This is a genomic window from Shewanella canadensis (assembly GCF_003966225.1).
In the GTDB taxonomy this organism is placed as follows: domain Bacteria; phylum Pseudomonadota; class Gammaproteobacteria; order Enterobacterales; family Shewanellaceae; genus Shewanella; species Shewanella canadensis.
Genome location: NZ_RXNU01000002.1, coordinates 158,979 through 176,263 on the forward strand (window position 1 = coordinate 158,979; position 17,285 = coordinate 176,263).

General features: G+C 46.8%; 13 protein-coding genes. 6 read left to right on the forward strand and 7 right to left on the reverse strand.

Features of this window, described 5'->3' with window-relative positions:
• The first annotated feature begins 82 nt into the window (after positions 1-82).
• Both EKG38_RS04245 and EKG38_RS04250 read left to right on the forward strand, forming a co-directional pair.
• Positions 83-979, forward strand: a complete 897-nt coding sequence (locus EKG38_RS04245) for a prohibitin family protein (RefSeq protein WP_126518970.1) — start codon at positions 83-85, stop codon at positions 977-979.
• A 106-nt stretch (positions 980-1,085) separates the two neighbouring features.
• The gene (locus tag EKG38_RS04250) at positions 1,086-1,496 is read left to right on the forward strand and encodes a hypothetical protein (protein ID WP_126518971.1); all 411 of its coding nucleotides are present in this window, start codon (positions 1,086-1,088) and stop codon (positions 1,494-1,496) included.
• A 99-nt stretch (positions 1,497-1,595) separates the two neighbouring features.
• On the opposite strand, the gene EKG38_RS04255 is transcribed toward EKG38_RS04250, so the two are convergent.
• Complete coding sequence (locus EKG38_RS04255; RefSeq protein ID WP_126518972.1) at positions 1,596-2,150, reverse strand: outer membrane protein; 555 nt, start codon at positions 2,148-2,150, stop codon at positions 1,596-1,598.
• A 376-nt stretch (positions 2,151-2,526) separates the two neighbouring features.
• Here EKG38_RS04255 and EKG38_RS04260 point away from each other — a divergent pair, with 376 nt between their 5' ends.
• Positions 2,527-2,847: a DUF1840 domain-containing protein gene (locus EKG38_RS04260; RefSeq protein ID WP_126518973.1), complete on the forward strand. Its 321-nt coding sequence runs from the start codon at positions 2,527-2,529 to the stop codon at positions 2,845-2,847.
• 98 nt (positions 2,848-2,945) lie between these two features.
• Positions 2,946-5,015, forward strand: coding sequence for a M13 family metallopeptidase (locus EKG38_RS04265; protein ID WP_126518974.1), 2,070 nt, complete (start codon positions 2,946-2,948; stop codon positions 5,013-5,015).
• 136 nt (positions 5,016-5,151) lie between these two features.
• Here the strand turns inward: EKG38_RS04265 and EKG38_RS04270 are convergent, their stop codons facing one another.
• The 3 genes from EKG38_RS04270 to EKG38_RS04280 all read right to left on the reverse strand — a co-directional run bounded on the left by EKG38_RS04270 (position 5,152) and on the right by EKG38_RS04280 (position 9,457).
• Positions 5,152-6,429, reverse strand: a complete 1,278-nt coding sequence (locus EKG38_RS04270) for an outer membrane protein transport protein (protein WP_246033082.1) — start codon at positions 6,427-6,429, stop codon at positions 5,152-5,154.
• A gap of 324 nt (positions 6,430-6,753) precedes the next feature.
• Positions 6,754-7,026 (reverse strand): hypothetical protein, encoded by a 273-nt coding sequence (locus EKG38_RS04275; protein ID WP_126518976.1) that lies wholly within the window; start codon positions 7,024-7,026, stop codon positions 6,754-6,756.
• Between the two features lie 127 nt (positions 7,027-7,153).
• Positions 7,154-9,457: a molybdopterin-containing oxidoreductase family protein gene (locus EKG38_RS04280; protein WP_126518977.1), complete on the reverse strand. Its 2,304-nt coding sequence runs from the start codon at positions 9,455-9,457 to the stop codon at positions 7,154-7,156.
• A gap of 365 nt (positions 9,458-9,822) precedes the next feature.
• On the opposite strand from EKG38_RS04280, the gene EKG38_RS04285 reads away from it, so the two are divergent.
• Both EKG38_RS04285 and EKG38_RS04290 read left to right on the forward strand, forming a co-directional pair.
• Positions 9,823-11,250 carry a trypsin-like peptidase domain-containing protein gene (locus EKG38_RS04285; protein ID WP_126518978.1) on the forward strand — a complete coding sequence of 476 codons (1,428 nt, stop codon included), beginning with the start codon at positions 9,823-9,825 and terminating at the stop codon, positions 11,248-11,250.
• 350 nt (positions 11,251-11,600) lie between these two features.
• Positions 11,601-13,820 (forward strand): TonB-dependent hemoglobin/transferrin/lactoferrin family receptor, encoded by a 2,220-nt coding sequence (locus EKG38_RS04290; protein ID WP_126518979.1) that lies wholly within the window; start codon positions 11,601-11,603, stop codon positions 13,818-13,820.
• Between the two features lie 346 nt (positions 13,821-14,166).
• Here EKG38_RS04290 and EKG38_RS04295 read toward each other — a convergent pair whose 3' ends face one another.
• Genes EKG38_RS04295 through EKG38_RS04305 form a run of 3 tightly spaced genes read right to left on the reverse strand, consistent with a single transcriptional unit; the run spans position 14,167 to position 17,017 of the window.
• Entirely contained in the window at positions 14,167-15,453 is a 1,287-nt protein-coding gene (locus tag EKG38_RS04295) for an MBL fold metallo-hydrolase (protein ID WP_126518980.1), read from the reverse strand.
• A 2-nt stretch (positions 15,454-15,455) separates the two neighbouring features.
• Positions 15,456-16,361 carry a hypothetical protein gene (locus EKG38_RS04300; RefSeq protein WP_126518981.1) on the reverse strand — a complete coding sequence of 302 codons (906 nt, stop codon included), beginning with the start codon at positions 16,359-16,361 and terminating at the stop codon, positions 15,456-15,458.
• Between the two features lie 2 nt (positions 16,362-16,363).
• On the reverse strand, positions 16,364-17,017 hold the full coding sequence (locus EKG38_RS04305; RefSeq protein ID WP_126518982.1) for a metallophosphoesterase family protein: 654 nt from the start codon (positions 17,015-17,017) through the stop codon (positions 16,364-16,366).
• Between the last annotated feature and the right edge of the window lie 268 nt (positions 17,018-17,285).

Below are 17,285 nucleotides of genomic sequence, written 5' to 3' on the forward strand. Positions count from 1 at the left end.
CGCGTAACCTTGGCGCTACAAATGTTTCATAAGGTTACATTAACTGATATCTTTGCTCCGCATACTTAGAAAGGATACTCAAATGCTGGAACAAAAGTTAAAGTCCCCCAAGTTTTTCAAATCAATCTCAATCGTTAAATTTATGCCACTTATTTTGCTGATTATCGCCCTGTTCAACTCCTATTTTATTGTCATTGAAGGCCATGTCGGCGTGGTAAAACGTTTCGGTGAAGCAAAGGGACAACAAAACCCAGGCTTACACTTTAAGATCCCCTTCATTGAAACCGTCGAGATGATCGAGGTGCGCACACGTAAAAATGCAGAGAAAATGGCATCTAGCACCAAGGAGCAGATGCCGGTCACCGTCGAAGTATCCGTTAACTGGACGGTTAACAAAGAGGCGGCACTCGAACTATTCAAACGCTATGGTGGCTTGAGTCAATTTGAACAACGTATTTTAGACCCACGTTTTCGCTCTGCCACCAAGGACACGATTCCACAATTCGAAGCGGAACAACTTATTCAAGACAGGGCCAGTGCGATTCAAGGCATAGAACGCCGTCTGGCCGAAGAGATGGAAGGCTTCCCGGTTGTGGTAGATAACATTCAAATTGAAAATATTACTCTGCCACAAAAATACATTAACTCGATAGAGATCAAACAGACCGAGAAAAACCTTGCGGCGGCAGAAGAGCACAAGCTCGAACGTCAACGCCTCGAAGCATTAAGAGAGGTCAACACCGCCGATGCCAGAGCTAAAGGGATTTTGAAGATCGCCGAAGCTGAAGCAAAATCCATTCTATTAAAAGGTAAAGCCGAAGCACAGGCGATTGAAGCTAAGTCGAAGGCACTAAAGGGGAACCCGCTGATTGTTAAGCTGACAGAAGCACAAGCGTGGGACGGCAAACTGCCATCGACTATGATGGGTGAAGGCATTATGCCAATCATGGATATCAGAGAAAAGTCAGACTCGAACTAGTCTTGGGCTACATATGCCTGAGATGGAGTGGAGTCGAGCCTGACTCCTCTTTTACCAATCGGTATTAACACAATTAATTATCAAGATGAGCACCAGGGTAAGCAGTATGAACGATAAAGTGTCATTCACCTCAAAACCTCTGGTCATGAAGTTGGCATTACCGTTAGTGGCGGCATTATTGGGACTCCTCATCGATCTCAATTATGACGCCTACGCAGAGCTCACTAGTTTCAAGCCCTTAATGAAACAGTTTTTAATCGTAATGGCTCTATTATATCTGATAAGAGTGTTTTGCAGTCTGGTTTATAACGGTGGCAATCTGGTTAAGCATTTAGTTCTTGCATCGAAATTCAGGAATGAAAAGCCTAATCTCCTCGACTCAATAATCAGTATATTAATTGTGGCATACGCGGGTGTTGATTTAGGCTGTGTAACCCTGATAGCGGTTTTGTATTCACTCAATGAAATCAAAAAACTATCGCCTAATAATGATCAGCTTGGATTAGTAAAAGAGTAATACCTATCGGAATATGGGCTGTAGCGAAAACAAAAAAAGGGATATCTTGATATCCCTTTTTTATCTCTACTCGCCCAGCCCTTTATTCAAGGGGAGTGATTAGAACTGGTAATGCATGCCTAACGCGAAGTTAGAGATATCGGTATCGATATTCTGTTGTCCGTTAGAATACTCTGAATCCAGCTCACCGGTCACAACATCATAACCAAGGCGAATATTCAGATTTTCGGTCAATGAGGCATTAACCCCTACGCCATAGGCCCAGCCGAAGCCAGTATAATCTTCATTCCCATAGAAACCGTCTTTTGTAACAACGGCCATAGACGCTAAACCGACTTTGCCATATACGGAAAATGTATCATTAATCTGATAGGTAAATTTAGGGGTAAATGCAAAGGTGCCGGCACCTACGTCTGTATAACTGTCACCCAGATCGCCTGAGACAAATAAGTTAGCCTCTAAACCAAACCACTCGTTAAAGTTATAACCACCGTATGCACCTAGACCTACACCAGTTTCGCTGCCTTTGGCTTTTAGTTTAAGCTGACCCAGACTGCCACCGACATAGAAACCTGTGTGGTCGTTGGCTGCTGCCACATTGCTTGATGCAAAAATAGCTAATAATGATACTGCCGCAATAGATAGTTTTCTCACAAAAGTCCCCAAAGAAATTATTTTTCGTTACACCTGTTTCGATATGGCGCGTAGGGTAATGCAATTCAGGTAAAAGCGTTAATGAATTCAGTGTGAATCTAAGGCGTGTTCAGCAAGCATTCAGGTTTCAGGAAAAGCCTGAGAACAAGTATTCAACATGAGACGAGTTTCACGGGAACTACAGCGACAATCTAATATTGATTGCGAAGGCAGTTACTTCACCGACAATGTCTAATCCAGGCTCTTCTTAGACACAATAAAGCCCCTATGATGCGGGCTTTTTACTGGCGAACTCTTAAGTGCGCAATCATACTGATGGCATAACCAACACCCCGGCAAACCTGTAGCTGATTTGCCGCATAAGAAGAGGCCTCCCATGCTGGTAACCTTTAAGACGCAGTACTATTCAAACATCACCCTGTTTGGGAACATCGCACTCACCTTTGTGAAAATAATGGGCCACAGCGGCACTGTACCGGGAGCAATTCGAGCGGAGGATGTGCCCGCGGCGCTGAAAAGACTCTCTAAGGCCGTCGAAGATGAACCAAACGCTTCTCCGCTCACCCCGCCAAGCTCCACAGATAATGAAGATGACGAGGACAATGAGCCGGTGGTGAGCTTAAGGCATAGAGCACTACCTCTCATTGAACTCCTCAAATCCGCGGTGGAGTCGGAATCGAACGTGATGTGGGAATAACAACCTTTGCTAACAATTCTTTGGTTGACATTTTATGGCAATCTTAGAATATGGATCCGTTTATCTAACTCCCCCTTAGCAAGGACGAAAATAGAACAATGAAAAAATCCTTAATAGCTATCGCGTTAGCCACGACTTTTTTAGCGGGCTGCGGCACTTCAGAGATCAACAACGAAGCGAAAAGTGAAATAACCAAGGTAACCCCCGGTAAAGCCGAGCTGGGTAGCTTCGGTGTCGATCTATCGGCGCGCAACGAAGCCGTTAAACCCGGTGATGACTTCTTTATGTATGCCAGCGGTACCTGGTATGACAACTATGTTATGCCGGCCGATAAGACCCGCTTCGGTGCATTTACAGGTTTGGCTGAGCGCAGTGAAAAACAGGTCAAAGAGATCATCGATGACATCGCTGGTCGCAACGACCTGAACGATGAGGAGCAATTAATTGCAGACTTCTACAAGTCATACATGGACACAGATACCATCAACAAGTTGGGTATCACCCCAATTCAGGGCACCTTAGATCAGATAGCAGCGATCGAATCTACCGATGATCTAACCAAGGTATTTGGTAATGCGTGGCTCACGGGCGCTGCATCTCCCATCGGTGGTGGAATGTGGTTTAATCGCCTCGATCCAAATCAATACGAGATGTCTGTCGGCGCCGGCGGCTTAGGCCTACCCGATCGCTCCTATTACCTCGAAGACGGCGAACGCTTTGTCAAAATCCGCACCGCCTATGTAGAACATATTGCCAAGATGCTGACCTTTGCCGGCGTTAAAGACGGTATAACACGTGCGACTGCGATTCTAGCCCTAGAGACTAAGATGGCCGATGAACAGTGGCCAAGAGAGAAACGCCGTAACCGCGACCTCACCCTGAATCAGGTAAAACGTGAAGACTTAGCCAAGCAGTACCCGGGGTTCAATTGGGATAGCTACTTCGCTCAAACCGGTTACCAGGTGCCGCAACTAAACATCTCGCAGCCCGATCCGGTAAAAGCCATGATTGCTTTGGTTAATGATGAGTCCCTAAGCGTTTGGCAGGACTATCTGACGTTCCACACCATCAGTAACAATTCGGACCTACTGTCTGAAGATATCTACGCCGCGAATTTTGCATTTTATGGCAAAACCCTAAGCGGTCAGGAAGAACCTAAACCTCGCTGGAAACGTGCCGTTGCAGAGATGTCAGGCACACAGTCTCTGGGCTTCGCCATAGGTAAGGTCTACGTTGCACGCTATTTCCCTGAGTCATCAAAACAGCAGATGGCAGAGCTGGTTGAAAACCTGCGTAGCGCCTTGGGCCAACGTATCGATGGTCTCGACTGGATGGGCGCGGATACCAAGGTCAATGCCCACGCTAAGCTTGCCGCATTTACCCCTAAAATTGGTTACCCTGACGTATGGCAGGAGTTCGAAGGGTTAACGCTAACAGGCGAAGATTTAGTCGGTAATATCGCTAACTTGCGTCAGTTCTTTAAGGCTGAAAGTGTCGCCAAAGAGCTGAAGAAGACTGACCGTAATCGCTGGGGCATGACGCCACAACGTGTTAACGCCTACTACAACAGCTCATTTAACGAGATTGTCTTCCCGGCTGCCATCCTCCAACCACCATTCTTTGACCCTAACGCCGACCCAGCCGTTAACTATGGTGGTATCGGTGCCGTTATCGGCCACGAGATGGGCCACGGCTTCGACGATCAAGGCTCAAAGTCTGATGCTAACGGCATTCAGCGCAACTGGTGGACAGACGAAGACCGCGCCGCCTTCGATGCAAAAGCCGATAAGTTAGCCGAGCAGTACAGCAAGTACGAGCCAATTCCGGATAACTTCGTCAATGGCCGTAACAGCCTGGGCGAGAATATCGGTGATGTGGGTGGTTTAGCCATGGCTTACCATGCCTACAAGCTCAGCCTGAACGGCAAAGAAGCCCCGGTAATAGATGGTGTCACCGGCGATCAACGTTTCTTCCTTGCCTGGGCACAGGTATGGAAAGAGAAACGCACCGAACAGAGCATGCTCAACCAGCTCCGTGGCGGCACTCACGCACCGGGCCGCTATCGCGCGCAGGCACCACGTAACCACGACGCCTGGTATAAGGCATTCGATGTTAAACCGGGTGACGATCTGTATCTGCCGGAAGACCAGCGCGTACGCATCTGGTAAAGGGTTTAAGGCTAGAGCTTCTAGGTCCTAGGTCCTAGGAAAAAATCTGTAAGTAAAAATGCCAGTCAGGGTTCTGACTGGCATTTTTTATGCGATTAGTTTAGTGATTTTTTAGCCACTCTTTTGGCCAAAAAGTCTAAAAAGTCCGGTTGTATTGCAATCCGACCATCATGGCGTTGGCATGACTCGTCGCCGTAAGATTGGTGGCCAAATAGGTGCCGCTGGCGATATCTATCGGGATCATAGGTTTCGACTCAACCACACTCACATCTTCGCCCAGTACATAGGTAAAACCAAAATCTAAGCCAGAGTCTGGCGTTAACTGGTAAGTGAAGCCGGTTGAGAAAAACTGCCTGTTCGAATCAGGTACCGAAATCGAGGTAAGCTTATCCTGCGCGCTGGTATCGTACAGATAGCCCGCCCTAAGGGTCCAGGCATTATTCAGGTAGTAAGTCGCACCGATAGCGTAGTGCCAACCATCTTTCCACTCATAACTATTAAGTGTGCCACTGGTCTCGGCCTCCAGACTTTCAAACGCGCTCCAACCTATCCACTGAATACTGTAATGCAGCGCGATATTGGTGTTTTCGAGGTGATGAAAACCGGAAAATTCAGCCATGTTTGGCAGGGGGATCAATACCGTATCGTCGATAGGGCCAGACTCGGCCAAATAGCCGGCGTAGTCGACATCCCCCTCGGTCTCCATTTCTGGACTGTAACGATAGGACAGACCAAATCGATTGTTATCATCAAGCTCATATACGGCGCCCAGATTAAACCCCACCCCCCAGCCTTTAGCATCGACAGTCAATAAATTAGTATTTGTCGGTTGCAGGCTCCTCTTGAGCTTGCCGGTGCTGGCAATGATATCCAACCCGGCACCAATACTGAAATGCTCATTCATGCGATAAGAGCCTGATAGCCCTAGGTTGTAACTCTTCACTTCACTCATACCGCCATACTCGCCGGCGATATAATCCTCACTGTATTCAGTTTTAGTCCCGAAGTTTGAATACGCGTTAATGCCCCAGGCGAACTGGTCATTAATCGGCATAATAAAGTGGATATTGGGCGCGATGGCGTTGTCACCCGCATCATCATAATTTGCGGATTGAGCCGAGCTATCGACTAACGCCCCCTGGCTATATAAATCGCGGGTATAAACCGCATCTTTAACTTCGACCATCGAGGTAATACTGATAAAGCCCGCCGACAATGCAGCCTCTTTAAACAGTGCCATAGTGGCGGGATTACGCGCCATAGAGGAGGCGTTATCGGCAATCACCGCATCCCCGGCAAATGCGCGCCCCAGGCCAGCATTAGATTGCGCATTAAGCTGAAACCCCGCGCAATATGCCTGTTGTGAAAACAATATCGTTGCGCCAATAATGACTGTTTTCTTCAATCGACTCATCTCTCTCATAGATTGCTACCCTCTGACTCCCGCCCTTTCCGAGCTTATCGAGCTTGGTTTATCGAACTTGCCTTAACTGAGTAAACGCAGCCATACAGGCCGACGCTAAAATAGAGCAAAAACACTACACTGATAGTATGCGAATATCGAACACATTAATGAAATTAAGGTCGTATTTTGGACGGAAAAGTAAAAAAAATTGTTGAATAGTGAAGCAGATGTTTCAGATGCGAGGAGTAGAGGAGCGAGGAGCGAGGAGCGAGGATATCTCGTGCCTCGAACCTTGCCTCTCTATAATGAGATAGTGGAATGAGGGGATGACGACTAGCCTGACACACCCGGGGTCACATCATGCTTAGTGCTTACACCATTGCGAACCATCTCTTTACCTGTGTCGAAGATCTCTTGGGTGATCCAGCGGGCATGAAGCAGTTTATTATTGTTATCGAATACCGCAACGAAGTGACGTCCATCTGCGTTGTTGGTTGCCATGCCCACACCGGCAACCCCGTCCAAGCCTAAACCACCATTTTCTACCGACAGTAAAAATCGCGCTAACTCTTCCAGATTATCGATAACATTCTGTTCGTTATTCATCTGTTTAATACTCTTATTTCATGTTCGCCCACGCGGAGCAAAGTCACTAACTGTAATCTGTGGCGTACTCTACAGATCATAGTCGATGATTTGAACCCCGCTGTAACCGCATAAACCAAAATTCAGCTCAACTCGGCTGATTCTCAAGCTTGCTGATTCTGCACCACTGACTCTTCAATTGGTTTGAGCCACTGATGGGATCCGATGGGGTCTGCTCTATGATGCCATTATAGTTTTTGCCACTTTCCTGCCAGCCATACTGAGCACACAGTACATTTTTCGCTAAGTCCGCATTAAGCTTGGCAACCGCAGTCATCTGGCCGATGGGGGTCTCAATAATGATTGTCTCATTGGCGCTAATCGACAGCTCTTGAGCCAGTTCAGTGCTTATCTCGACAAGCGGACCATCTGCACGGCGATTCAGCATGCCTACATTCTTATGTTGGCTATGACAATGTGCCCTGAATTTTGCCGAGGTGAGGATTAGTGGGTAGTCTGCATCACTGTGGATCTCAGGAAACTGAGGAACAGGAGAATATCCCGATTTTAGAAAACACTCAGAATAAAACTCCAGTTTGCCGGTGGGAGTATTAAAACCTTGAGTTCGATATTTCTGATATTGGGTTTTAAGTCCTAAGTCGATGCCGACCGGTTGTGCTTTTAACTCTGATAAGCTAACTCCGGTAGGCGCCAATACCTCTTCAAGGGCAGCATCGATATCTCCCTCCCAGAAGTGCTCTCCCAATCCCAATTTCCTGGCGAGTTCAAACACGATATTGGTATCCGACTTAGCCTCGCCCAGAGGTTCAATAACGGGTTTACGCAGCTGCAACAAGGATTCAGCCTGTTGAGAAACGAGGAAGCCTGCGCTTAATCCCGAACGTTCCCACGAACTGGATACGGGCAACACGATATCGGCCTCTTTAGCCGACTCATTCAAGAATAGATCCGCATGGACATAGAACTCCAACTCCCGCAGAGTCTCACGTACAAACGCTTCATTGGGTTTAGTTGCGATCGGGTTGCCGCCAAAGGCGATGAGGGCACGGGTTTTATAAGGCGCTTGATGTACCACACTTGAATGTAGATCGTTTGAGTTTACCCAACCCATTTTCCAGGGACCCAGAGGCTTGTCAGCCCCCAAAGCCTCTTTTTTCTGATCACTGTCCAGTAACGAAAACCCCATTAGATTATTAACCGGAGGCTTAGAGAAATAGACATTACCCCCTCGTTTATCCAAGCACCCTGTGAGTCCATATAGGCTCGCTATCGCCAACGTCGTCTGTGTTGCTTGTTGATGTTGGGCGGTACCCGTCCACGAGAAATAGCTCACCGCCTTGGATTGAGCCATCATCGAAGCCATCTGCTCTATTTGCTTTGCCGAAATACCGGTTACAGATTCGGCATACTCAAGGGTGTATTGCTGACATGCATCTTTATAATGAGAAAAAGCGGGCCGACATTGAATGCCATTAAGTTCTATTCTACCGTCCAAGGCAAGTACGGCCTCTTCTATCGAATCGCTTTGGTATTGCCGTGACTGTGGGTCATAAAGCACAACGGCTTTTGCTCGCTCATCCCAGGCAACCAATTGCTCTCGCTCCAGCTTGTTAGCACTGTTTCGCCCAAGATCTTCAACGGTCAACAGACTCCCGTTATCATCGCGCACTAACAGCGGGCCATTACTCCAACGACGAACAAAGCTTTGGTCATATTGGTTATTGGCGATCAACAAATTGGCTAACGCCATCGCCAGCACCCCATCGGTTCCTGGGGTGATCCGCATCCACAAGTCAGATTGATCGGCCAAGCCGGCCCTTCGGGGATCGATAACTATCAGTTTCGCGCCACGTTTTTGCGCCAGAGTCACTTGCAAAGCATGCGCAGGCCAGGTTTCTTTCGGATTAAAGCCCCATAACAAAATACAGTCAGTATTCTGATAATCAGGCATGCCAATGCCTTGCCCGAATACATAAGCATGAGAAAAATCTTTGTGCCAATTACAGTTTTCAGTCGCAAACAATTTATTGGGAGACCCGAACGCATGAGCCAGACGGTTAATCCAGATAAAGCTGTCGGCGATAGCCGTGGCGCTCGGTGTCGTTATGCCCCAACAAACAGATTTGGCACCACTTTGTGATCTGAATTCGCCGAGTTTATCGGCGATAGTGCCAAGCGCCTGCTGCCACGAGATAGGTTGCCAGCCGGGATTATCGCTCCCCTTGGGTTGAGTACGTTGCATAGGCGTGAGTAGACGGTCGGGATGATAAACTATCTGCGGCGCCGCTTTCCCCTTAACACAGACAACATCTCCGGTCGGATGACCCGCAAGATTCTGTACCTTAGTTAATGCACCATTTTTCACAGTAACCAGACAACCACAACGCGAAATACATTGAGCGCAATAGCTTGGAATTTGCAGCTCACTCATGACTTTCCCCTATACAAGCTCAAGAAGACCCTCTTCGATGTCCGCAGCTTACCTCTATTGCTTCTCTGTTCACAAATCCAGAGCGACAGAGTTTGAACTGCTCCCCCGTTAACCATCGCCACAAGCGCTTGTCGACCTTTAGCTGAACACATAAAAAAGACGAACCTTTCATTTCTTAATGCTAATTAACATGAGAAGCATTATTAATTTCAGTTAATTTGGGGGGGGAGATTAGGAGTTTCCCTACGCATTGAACCAGTTAGATTTAGTGGGTGATTCTGCTCAGCTTATGACCCTCATGAAGCGGTTCATCACTGGTAAAAACAGCTATATTTAATAGAGGGGAAACTACGAAGGTAAAACAGATGAAGTACTTCAATCAACTCCTCATAATCGCATCGCTGGGGCTTACCATAGTCTCTTCCGCCCAAACCTTGGCCGCGAATAAGGCCTCGGAAATAGCTTCCAAAGGCCAAGCCATAGCTGAGCAGAAACAGGCAATGAAAAACTTGCATGGACAACTGTCAGCATCCCTCCGTGCAGCAGAGCGACACACAGTCGAACTGACCACCAGTGAACTCAGCACCTTAACCACACCAGGGGTGGATCCCACCGGTCGTTACCGGGTCGGAGTACATCGCGCCGTCGGAAAATCGGTTTCACACGATAAGGCCGATCTGATTATTAATATTCCCGGCGCCTATGCTGTTCGACTGGAGCTGGCCCATGTGAAGGGTGTGGTTTCTGTGTTCAACGAGTCCGGCCAGGCATACCAGTATTCACAGGATGGCTTCACCCATACCTTTATCGGTGAAGAGGTCAGGGTTCGTGGCGCGGCTCATATAGAGGGCGCCGGTGCCGTCAATATGGGAGGGAACCTGTGTGACTTCAACGCTTCCTGTGTTGAGAACGCCGAATGTAAAAACATCGGCATGCCAGACAATATTCGTGATGTCCGTAACGCCTTTGCCAGCATACTGTTCAGATCCGGTGCTTTTTATTATGTCTGCTCCGGAGGCCTAGTCGCCGACAGCGACAGCGATAGTGAAGTCCCCTACTTTCTGACAGCCAGACACTGCGTCAGCAAAGGGCGGGAAGCTAACTCAGTCGAGACCTTCTTCCAATATACTCAGACCTGTTCTACAGAACCACAAGATTGTAGTACACAGCCCGACTCCAGCACAGTTGGTTCGAGCATCGTCAAGAGCGGCAGACAGGGTGACTATTCCCTGCTCCGGCTCTCGGATAACCCTCCTGACGGTTCTATATATCTGGGCTGGAACACAGACCCAATAGCATCCACTGACGAAGCCTACCTCTATAGGATAAGCCACCCCGGCGGCGCTCCTCAGGCATACTCAGAGCATTGGGTCGACACCGAAGCGCCAAACTGCAGCTCCTGGCCTCGGGGAAATTGGATCTATAGCCGCGATCTATTGGGTGCTACCGAAGGTGGCAGCAGCGGCTCGCCGGTGTTAAACAGTGATGCTGAGATAGTGGGTCAACTCAGCGGAGGGTGTGGCTTCAATGTCAATGACGTTTGTGACGACAGTAGTAACGCCACAGTCGATGGTGCTTTCGCCGCCTATTACTCAGATATTTCACAGTTCCTCGGAGGCGGCGACCCTGACCCCGGTGGTGATTGTACCGATGCCGATAGAGATGGCTGGTGCGTCGAAGAGGGTGATTGTGATGACGCTAACTCTGAAATCAACCCAGGTGAGAAAGACCGTGGCGGTCCTAAATGGAGCGATAAAGTAGATAATGACTGTGATGGCATTATCGACGGTTAACCCCACTCGGCTATCGCCTAAAACTACTATCACCTGAAACAGGGATAACTTCAAGCAGCCACCAAACTTCGGTGGTTGCCTGCCCCTTGGCTAGACCCCCCCCAAAAAAAAATTGACACCTTCCAAAGCTCCTAATCGGTTAGGTTTAACTATGGGTCGCACATTATGAGCTGTCCTAAGACCCGAATTCGACAGCAAAAACAGGTGTGATCTGCTTTCCATAATTAGCTCTCTTTTTCACCAAACAGCCAAATTTACACATGAACAACAAGACCACACTAGCAGAAGGGTATAAGATAGCGCTCACTTAAGGATAATAATTCTCATTACCACAACAAATAAGGTGAACGATGAACAAGCTCCAAGTTAGTGTACTGGCACTGGCGGTCACTTCAGCACTAAATGCTCAAGCCGAAGAGATCTCTTCAGCATCCAAATCCGAACAAGAATCAGCCCCGGCAAAATATGAAGTGATTGTTATTTCCGGCTCGCGTATGGAGCAAGAAATTCAACAGGTTGCGGGCTCAATCTTAGTCATTGACGAAGCGGCTATCGAAAAAAGCATGAGTAATGACTTTGGTAGCTTGTTCCGTAATGAATCCGCTGTCGGGGTAAAAGGCGGGGCAGGAAAACCAACCACGGTCACCATTCGTGGTATCGGTGGTAACCGAGTGATGATGGTAAAAGACGGTGTACGCGTCAATAACCAGTATGCCTCACCACTGGGACCAGGCGCCGAAGGTACCGGGCGTGGACTCACCGAAGTACAGAGCCTGAAGCAAGTGGAAGTCGTCAAAGCGGCGGCTTCTACCATGTATGGCTCAGATGCCCTTGGTGGTGTGGTAGTCATGCGTACAAAAGATGCCAGTGATTATCTGATGGGTGATGATACATACCTGTCAGTCAACAGTGGCTATAGCGGTATCAATAATGAGTACAGCGCCGGCTTTACGGCCGCCAACAGCGTAGGCAATTTTGAAAATTTACTCACCTACCAGCGCCGCGTCGGTGAAGAAACACAAAATTACCAGCAAGATCTGCCGGACTCTGATTTAGTGCAGGACAGCATATTACTGAAGAGTAAGTACCACTTCAATGACCACACCTCCTTGCAGTTGAGCGTCGACTATCTGGAGCAGAAACTTGAACGTTGGGAGCCGATGTTTGACGACACTTCAGCTTTAACGGAGCGAGTCGATACCCGGCGCGACACCCAGGTACTTAACGGTGCTTTGCAACTGCGCTCTGATAAGCCCAGTTCGCTGCATGATAGCCTGACCGTGGTGATGTATTACGGTGCGACTAAGCAGAACGAAGATCGTGATTACTACAGTTTTGACGGCAACAACCAGTCGACCAATGATCGCGCCAGAGAGTACATCTTTGAAGATGAGCGCCTGGGTATTAACAGCACCTTTAATAAATACATAGGTGAAGACAGCTATGGCCATAACATCACCTACGGGATGGATCTGGAGCTGTCGAGCATGTTGCGTCACCGCACCTATGCCGAACAAGATAGCGGAGAATGGCAAGTCAGCCATCCCTTTACCTTTGCCGATACCGATAGCCAACGTATCGGTGTTTTTGCTCAAGATGATATCAAACTGCTCGACGGAAAACTGAACCTGATAGCTGGGATCCGTTTCGACAATTTCGAAAACACGCCAGATAAATCTACCCTGACCTCTGAGCAAGACCCGGAGAACTTTGATGAAATGAGTGAAAGTTTCTGGTCACCCAAACTGGGGCTTATCTATCACATAACCGATGATGTCAGCGTTTACGGACAGTACACCTATGGCTACAAAATGCCGACCCCGGATCAGAAATGGGGCGAACTGGTGATCAATGAACCCGGCATGCCGATGGAAGTACTACTCAAGCCTAACTATGATCTGGAATCAGAACAGAGCAACACCTTCGAAGCCGGCGTTCGTGGCAGCCATAGCGATACCAGCTACGAGCTAACCCTGTTCTACAGTCAGGTAAAAGATTATATCGACTGGCAGTTCCTGGGCATGGACGTGTTTCCACAGATGAACCTTCAGTACGGCTACTTTAACCGTGAAGAGGTTAAACTGTACGGTTTTGAAGCCCAGGTGAATCAATGGATAGGTGATAGCTTAGAGCTGTGGGGAAACCTGTCTTACACCCATGGTGAAGATGAAAATGGCGACTATCTCAATAGCGTCAGCCCTATGCGCGGAACGGTTGGTGCCAACTACTATACCGAACTTGCGGGTATGGAAGCCGATGTGGCAACGGTCGTGCGTTTTGCAGATAAGATGGATCGTACAACTGATCTCGATATATTTCCGGGTATGGACACATTCAATAGCGTGTATAACACCCCCGGCTATGCCGTGGTTGATTTAACCTTAGGCCTGCGGATCAACGACAGCTGGAAGCTAAGAACCGGTGTGTACAACCTATTTGATAAAGAGTATATCGACTATGCCGATGTGGCTGGCCAGTCGAAATACCTGCTCAACTCACTGGGCACCCCGGATACCAACTTCACTCAACCTGGGCGCTATTTTAACGTAAGCGTGAACTATCAGTTCTAAGCGCTTAAGTAAACCGGCGTTCGGTGACTCTTGAATCAACGACAAGTGAATCAACGACCGGCCGAGTAAACCACAAGTGATGGCAGTCTCAAAGTCTGTCATCACTTACCTCTGTGAAAACAAAAGGCACGCAACAAGCAATACCGACATCTTCCACTTCCCCCCCCCCAGCAGCGGCTGCGGTCAAATATCTATACGCCTTAGATCTCCAAGCTGGCATTCTCGATACTTGTCTTGTTCAACAATCAACCTGGATAAAATGGTTAAATCTACCGTTAATTTTCATTAACTTTATTGGATAATAATTAGCACTCATCCTAAAACGATACAGGGTCGAGAAACTTCATTATAAAACTATCTTCTCACCATTTTTTACTAGACGCACATTTTCGAAATCATTTAAAAATTTATCACGATTAAGAGTATGAACAGGAACTAAAACCATAGGTGCAATTTTGCTTGAAAAATTCTGTAAATGCTCCAGGTAAGCATGACCACTGGTGTGTGCGTATTGCCATGACTCCTGATATTTATCGGCCATTTCTGCAAACTTCGATTGCTTACTTTGATAACCTAACCACATGGAATAGATAAGTTTAGGCCTAACGCCTTGTTCAACAAATGCATCAAGGTATCGCGTCATCTGGTATGGAGAGACTCGAAATACGTAGTCTGTACCTTGTAACTTATCAAGATTCACATGGCGATGGCTATGCCGTAGGAAATCGTCACCGAATTCGGCTTTAATGATGGCTAATTGGGATTTGGGAAATATCACTTTTAGATGGTCGTTGTTATGTGGTGGTAAACTTGGAGAATATTTCTTTAACGACTCTAGCAAGTAAAGTTGGTATAAATCGATGACCAACTTTTTACCTGTGCGTTTGGTCGCGTTATACAGGCTTACAATTCTGTCAATATTACCACCCGAGGCAGTGACAAAAGCCGGCTGGTCTCGCTCACTAAAGGCAGCAACCATTGCCTCTTCAACCGAGGCTTCGGTTGGAAACTGCTGCGAGTGCCCACCATCAAGGGTTGTTCCCTCAATCAGCATCAGGTCAGGCTGCTTAACATTGGCGTAGATATAATTACTCACCCGAGACTTTCGCCCATGCCCACGAAAATCTCCCGTGTAGAATACCTGTTTACCATCAACTTCGATGAGTAGACTGCAGGCACCAAAAGCTGAATGGTCCATCAAAAAAGCCTTAACCGTAAATGGACCTATCTGAAACGGTTTACCGGGAGAAAACTGCCGACATTGCTCAAGCGAATCGAAACGTAGTGGTTCAGGGTAAAATAAATTGCCAATAGTCATCATGGAATAACTACTATCTGACAGATATATCATCGAACTTTTAGGTAATGAACCAAGCAGACCATAGTGATCTGGGTGTGCGTGGGATAATAGATAAGCTAACGGAGGCTTAGTTTCTTGCTGTTGAATATCAAGTAAAATACCATTTTCTATCGATGGGCTTGCAACTAAGTCAGCATCGATCGATGCGCCTGTGTTATCCATGAGTGGAGCACCATAATCCAATACAATACTATCTTCACCATGGCTGATTTTTATGCAGCTACCACCTATGGTATCGGCCCCACGCAGTATTGTGACAGAGGTTTGTGGCATTATCACGGCTTCCCACTTTGCAATTTATAATCAGTACTATCAGTCATCACCTGCATCGTGACATAGTGTTCTCTTAGCTTCTTTTCATGACGTGACCAACTATTTTGTTTATCCTCTTCGTTATTGTAAATAAGTAATCTTGGCTCACAGTCTATCGTTAGCGGTAAGTGACCCGTTGCGACATCTTTAATAATGGGGGCCACTGATTTCCCTGCTAACTCCGTTATTTTGACCAGCACTTGGCAAGCTATGATATATGCTTTGTGTAATTCCCCTTGATGATCTCTATCAGTTAGAAACTCTCGATAACGTGCCAACTGTTCGAGTACTTCAGGTTCTTCACTATTGGTACGGCAACGTTTATCGGTCGTAAGTTTAGCCTCCCAAAATACTAAACTAGCTCCATCTTCATGCCGCTCCAATGACACTAAGTCAATCCGATACCCACTTCCAGGCAGCCCCATTTCCATATCAATAACATTGCTGTTTGCCGCTGCGACATTTTCTACAAAAGTTTTTTCATCACCGTTATGATCCTTAGAGCGTTTAATCCAATCTTCTAACGTTTTTCCGCCAAGGTATTGCGCACTATTTTCTGGCTTCTCTGGATTGATAAGCGAAGGATCACTTCCGGTTAATCTTACATATTTTTGCGTATTTACCCCCTCAAATACATATTTAACATGCTGCTCTGAATATAACGTTTTGTCTCGATTAAAGGCGACTTTCGCAATCGCTTGTCCTTTATGATAAAAATTGAGGTAATTTTCACGTACAGCTAATCGAAGTCCATTAGAAGATAACTCCTCACCTGCGGGTTTGAGCCGCAGCAGTAGTTCCTTCCACCATTCCGGTTTTGGGTCTGATAACTGGCTGAGAGCAAATTTTCGTGCAAATTGTTTTGTCATGACTATTTCTCACTTGCTGTGTTTAGATTAATAGAGTTGAAGTTAGGCTTTTCGGCACTAGGGTTATTGCCTGGGTTAGAAATAAACTTATTCTTAAACTTGCTAAAACGAGCCTTGGGGTGATGTACGTGACCACATAAAATGTATTTTGCCTGTAACTCACCAAATTGGATTGCGGCTCGGATATCTGGGCAGCCCCAATCATCCCCTCCTTGCTTAGCTACTTTTAACTTAGATGGGGGCACATGATGTAACAGGACATCACAATCTCTAAAATGATGAAAATTTGGATTTTCGTATGGTATACAACCAAATCGATAGCTACCTAAATCGATAATATTGTTATCAAGGTAGAGTTGGTTACTTTCTAGGTTTCGAAGCCAGTGTGCAGATGGTTGTTCATCATTTTCAAGCTGCAACTGGTCATGGTTTCCAGAGCAAATAAACGTGGGGATCTGAAGCGTTAATGTCCATTGCTTTATCCACGCAATTTGTTCCTCGCAGCTAAGCGTTTGATGCAAAGAATCATCAAGCAGATCTCCACTGATACATAACACATCATAATGGCATGCCTGTTCAGATATCCATCCAAATTGAGCTTGGTTAAAGTGGAGGTCCGATACGTGTAATAACTTAATCTCGTCTAATAATCCCAAGTTAAAAAACCTTTTTTATTCAATATCTCTATATATTCAAATGAAGTCGCGAGAAACTAAGCGTCAAGCTGTATTTATTTTATTTTTGCTGTGGGCATCACAAAACCAAGACTCATATCCGAAAGAGATAAAGTGACGAATCCGAACATAAAGAGCTGAAGTAAAGCTTAATGGCATAGTCAAATCTCGGAATTCGTAGATGACATCAGCGATGTAAAGTAAGGAGAACAGATCAAGTTAATAAGCTGGTCTCAAACTCGATAATTTC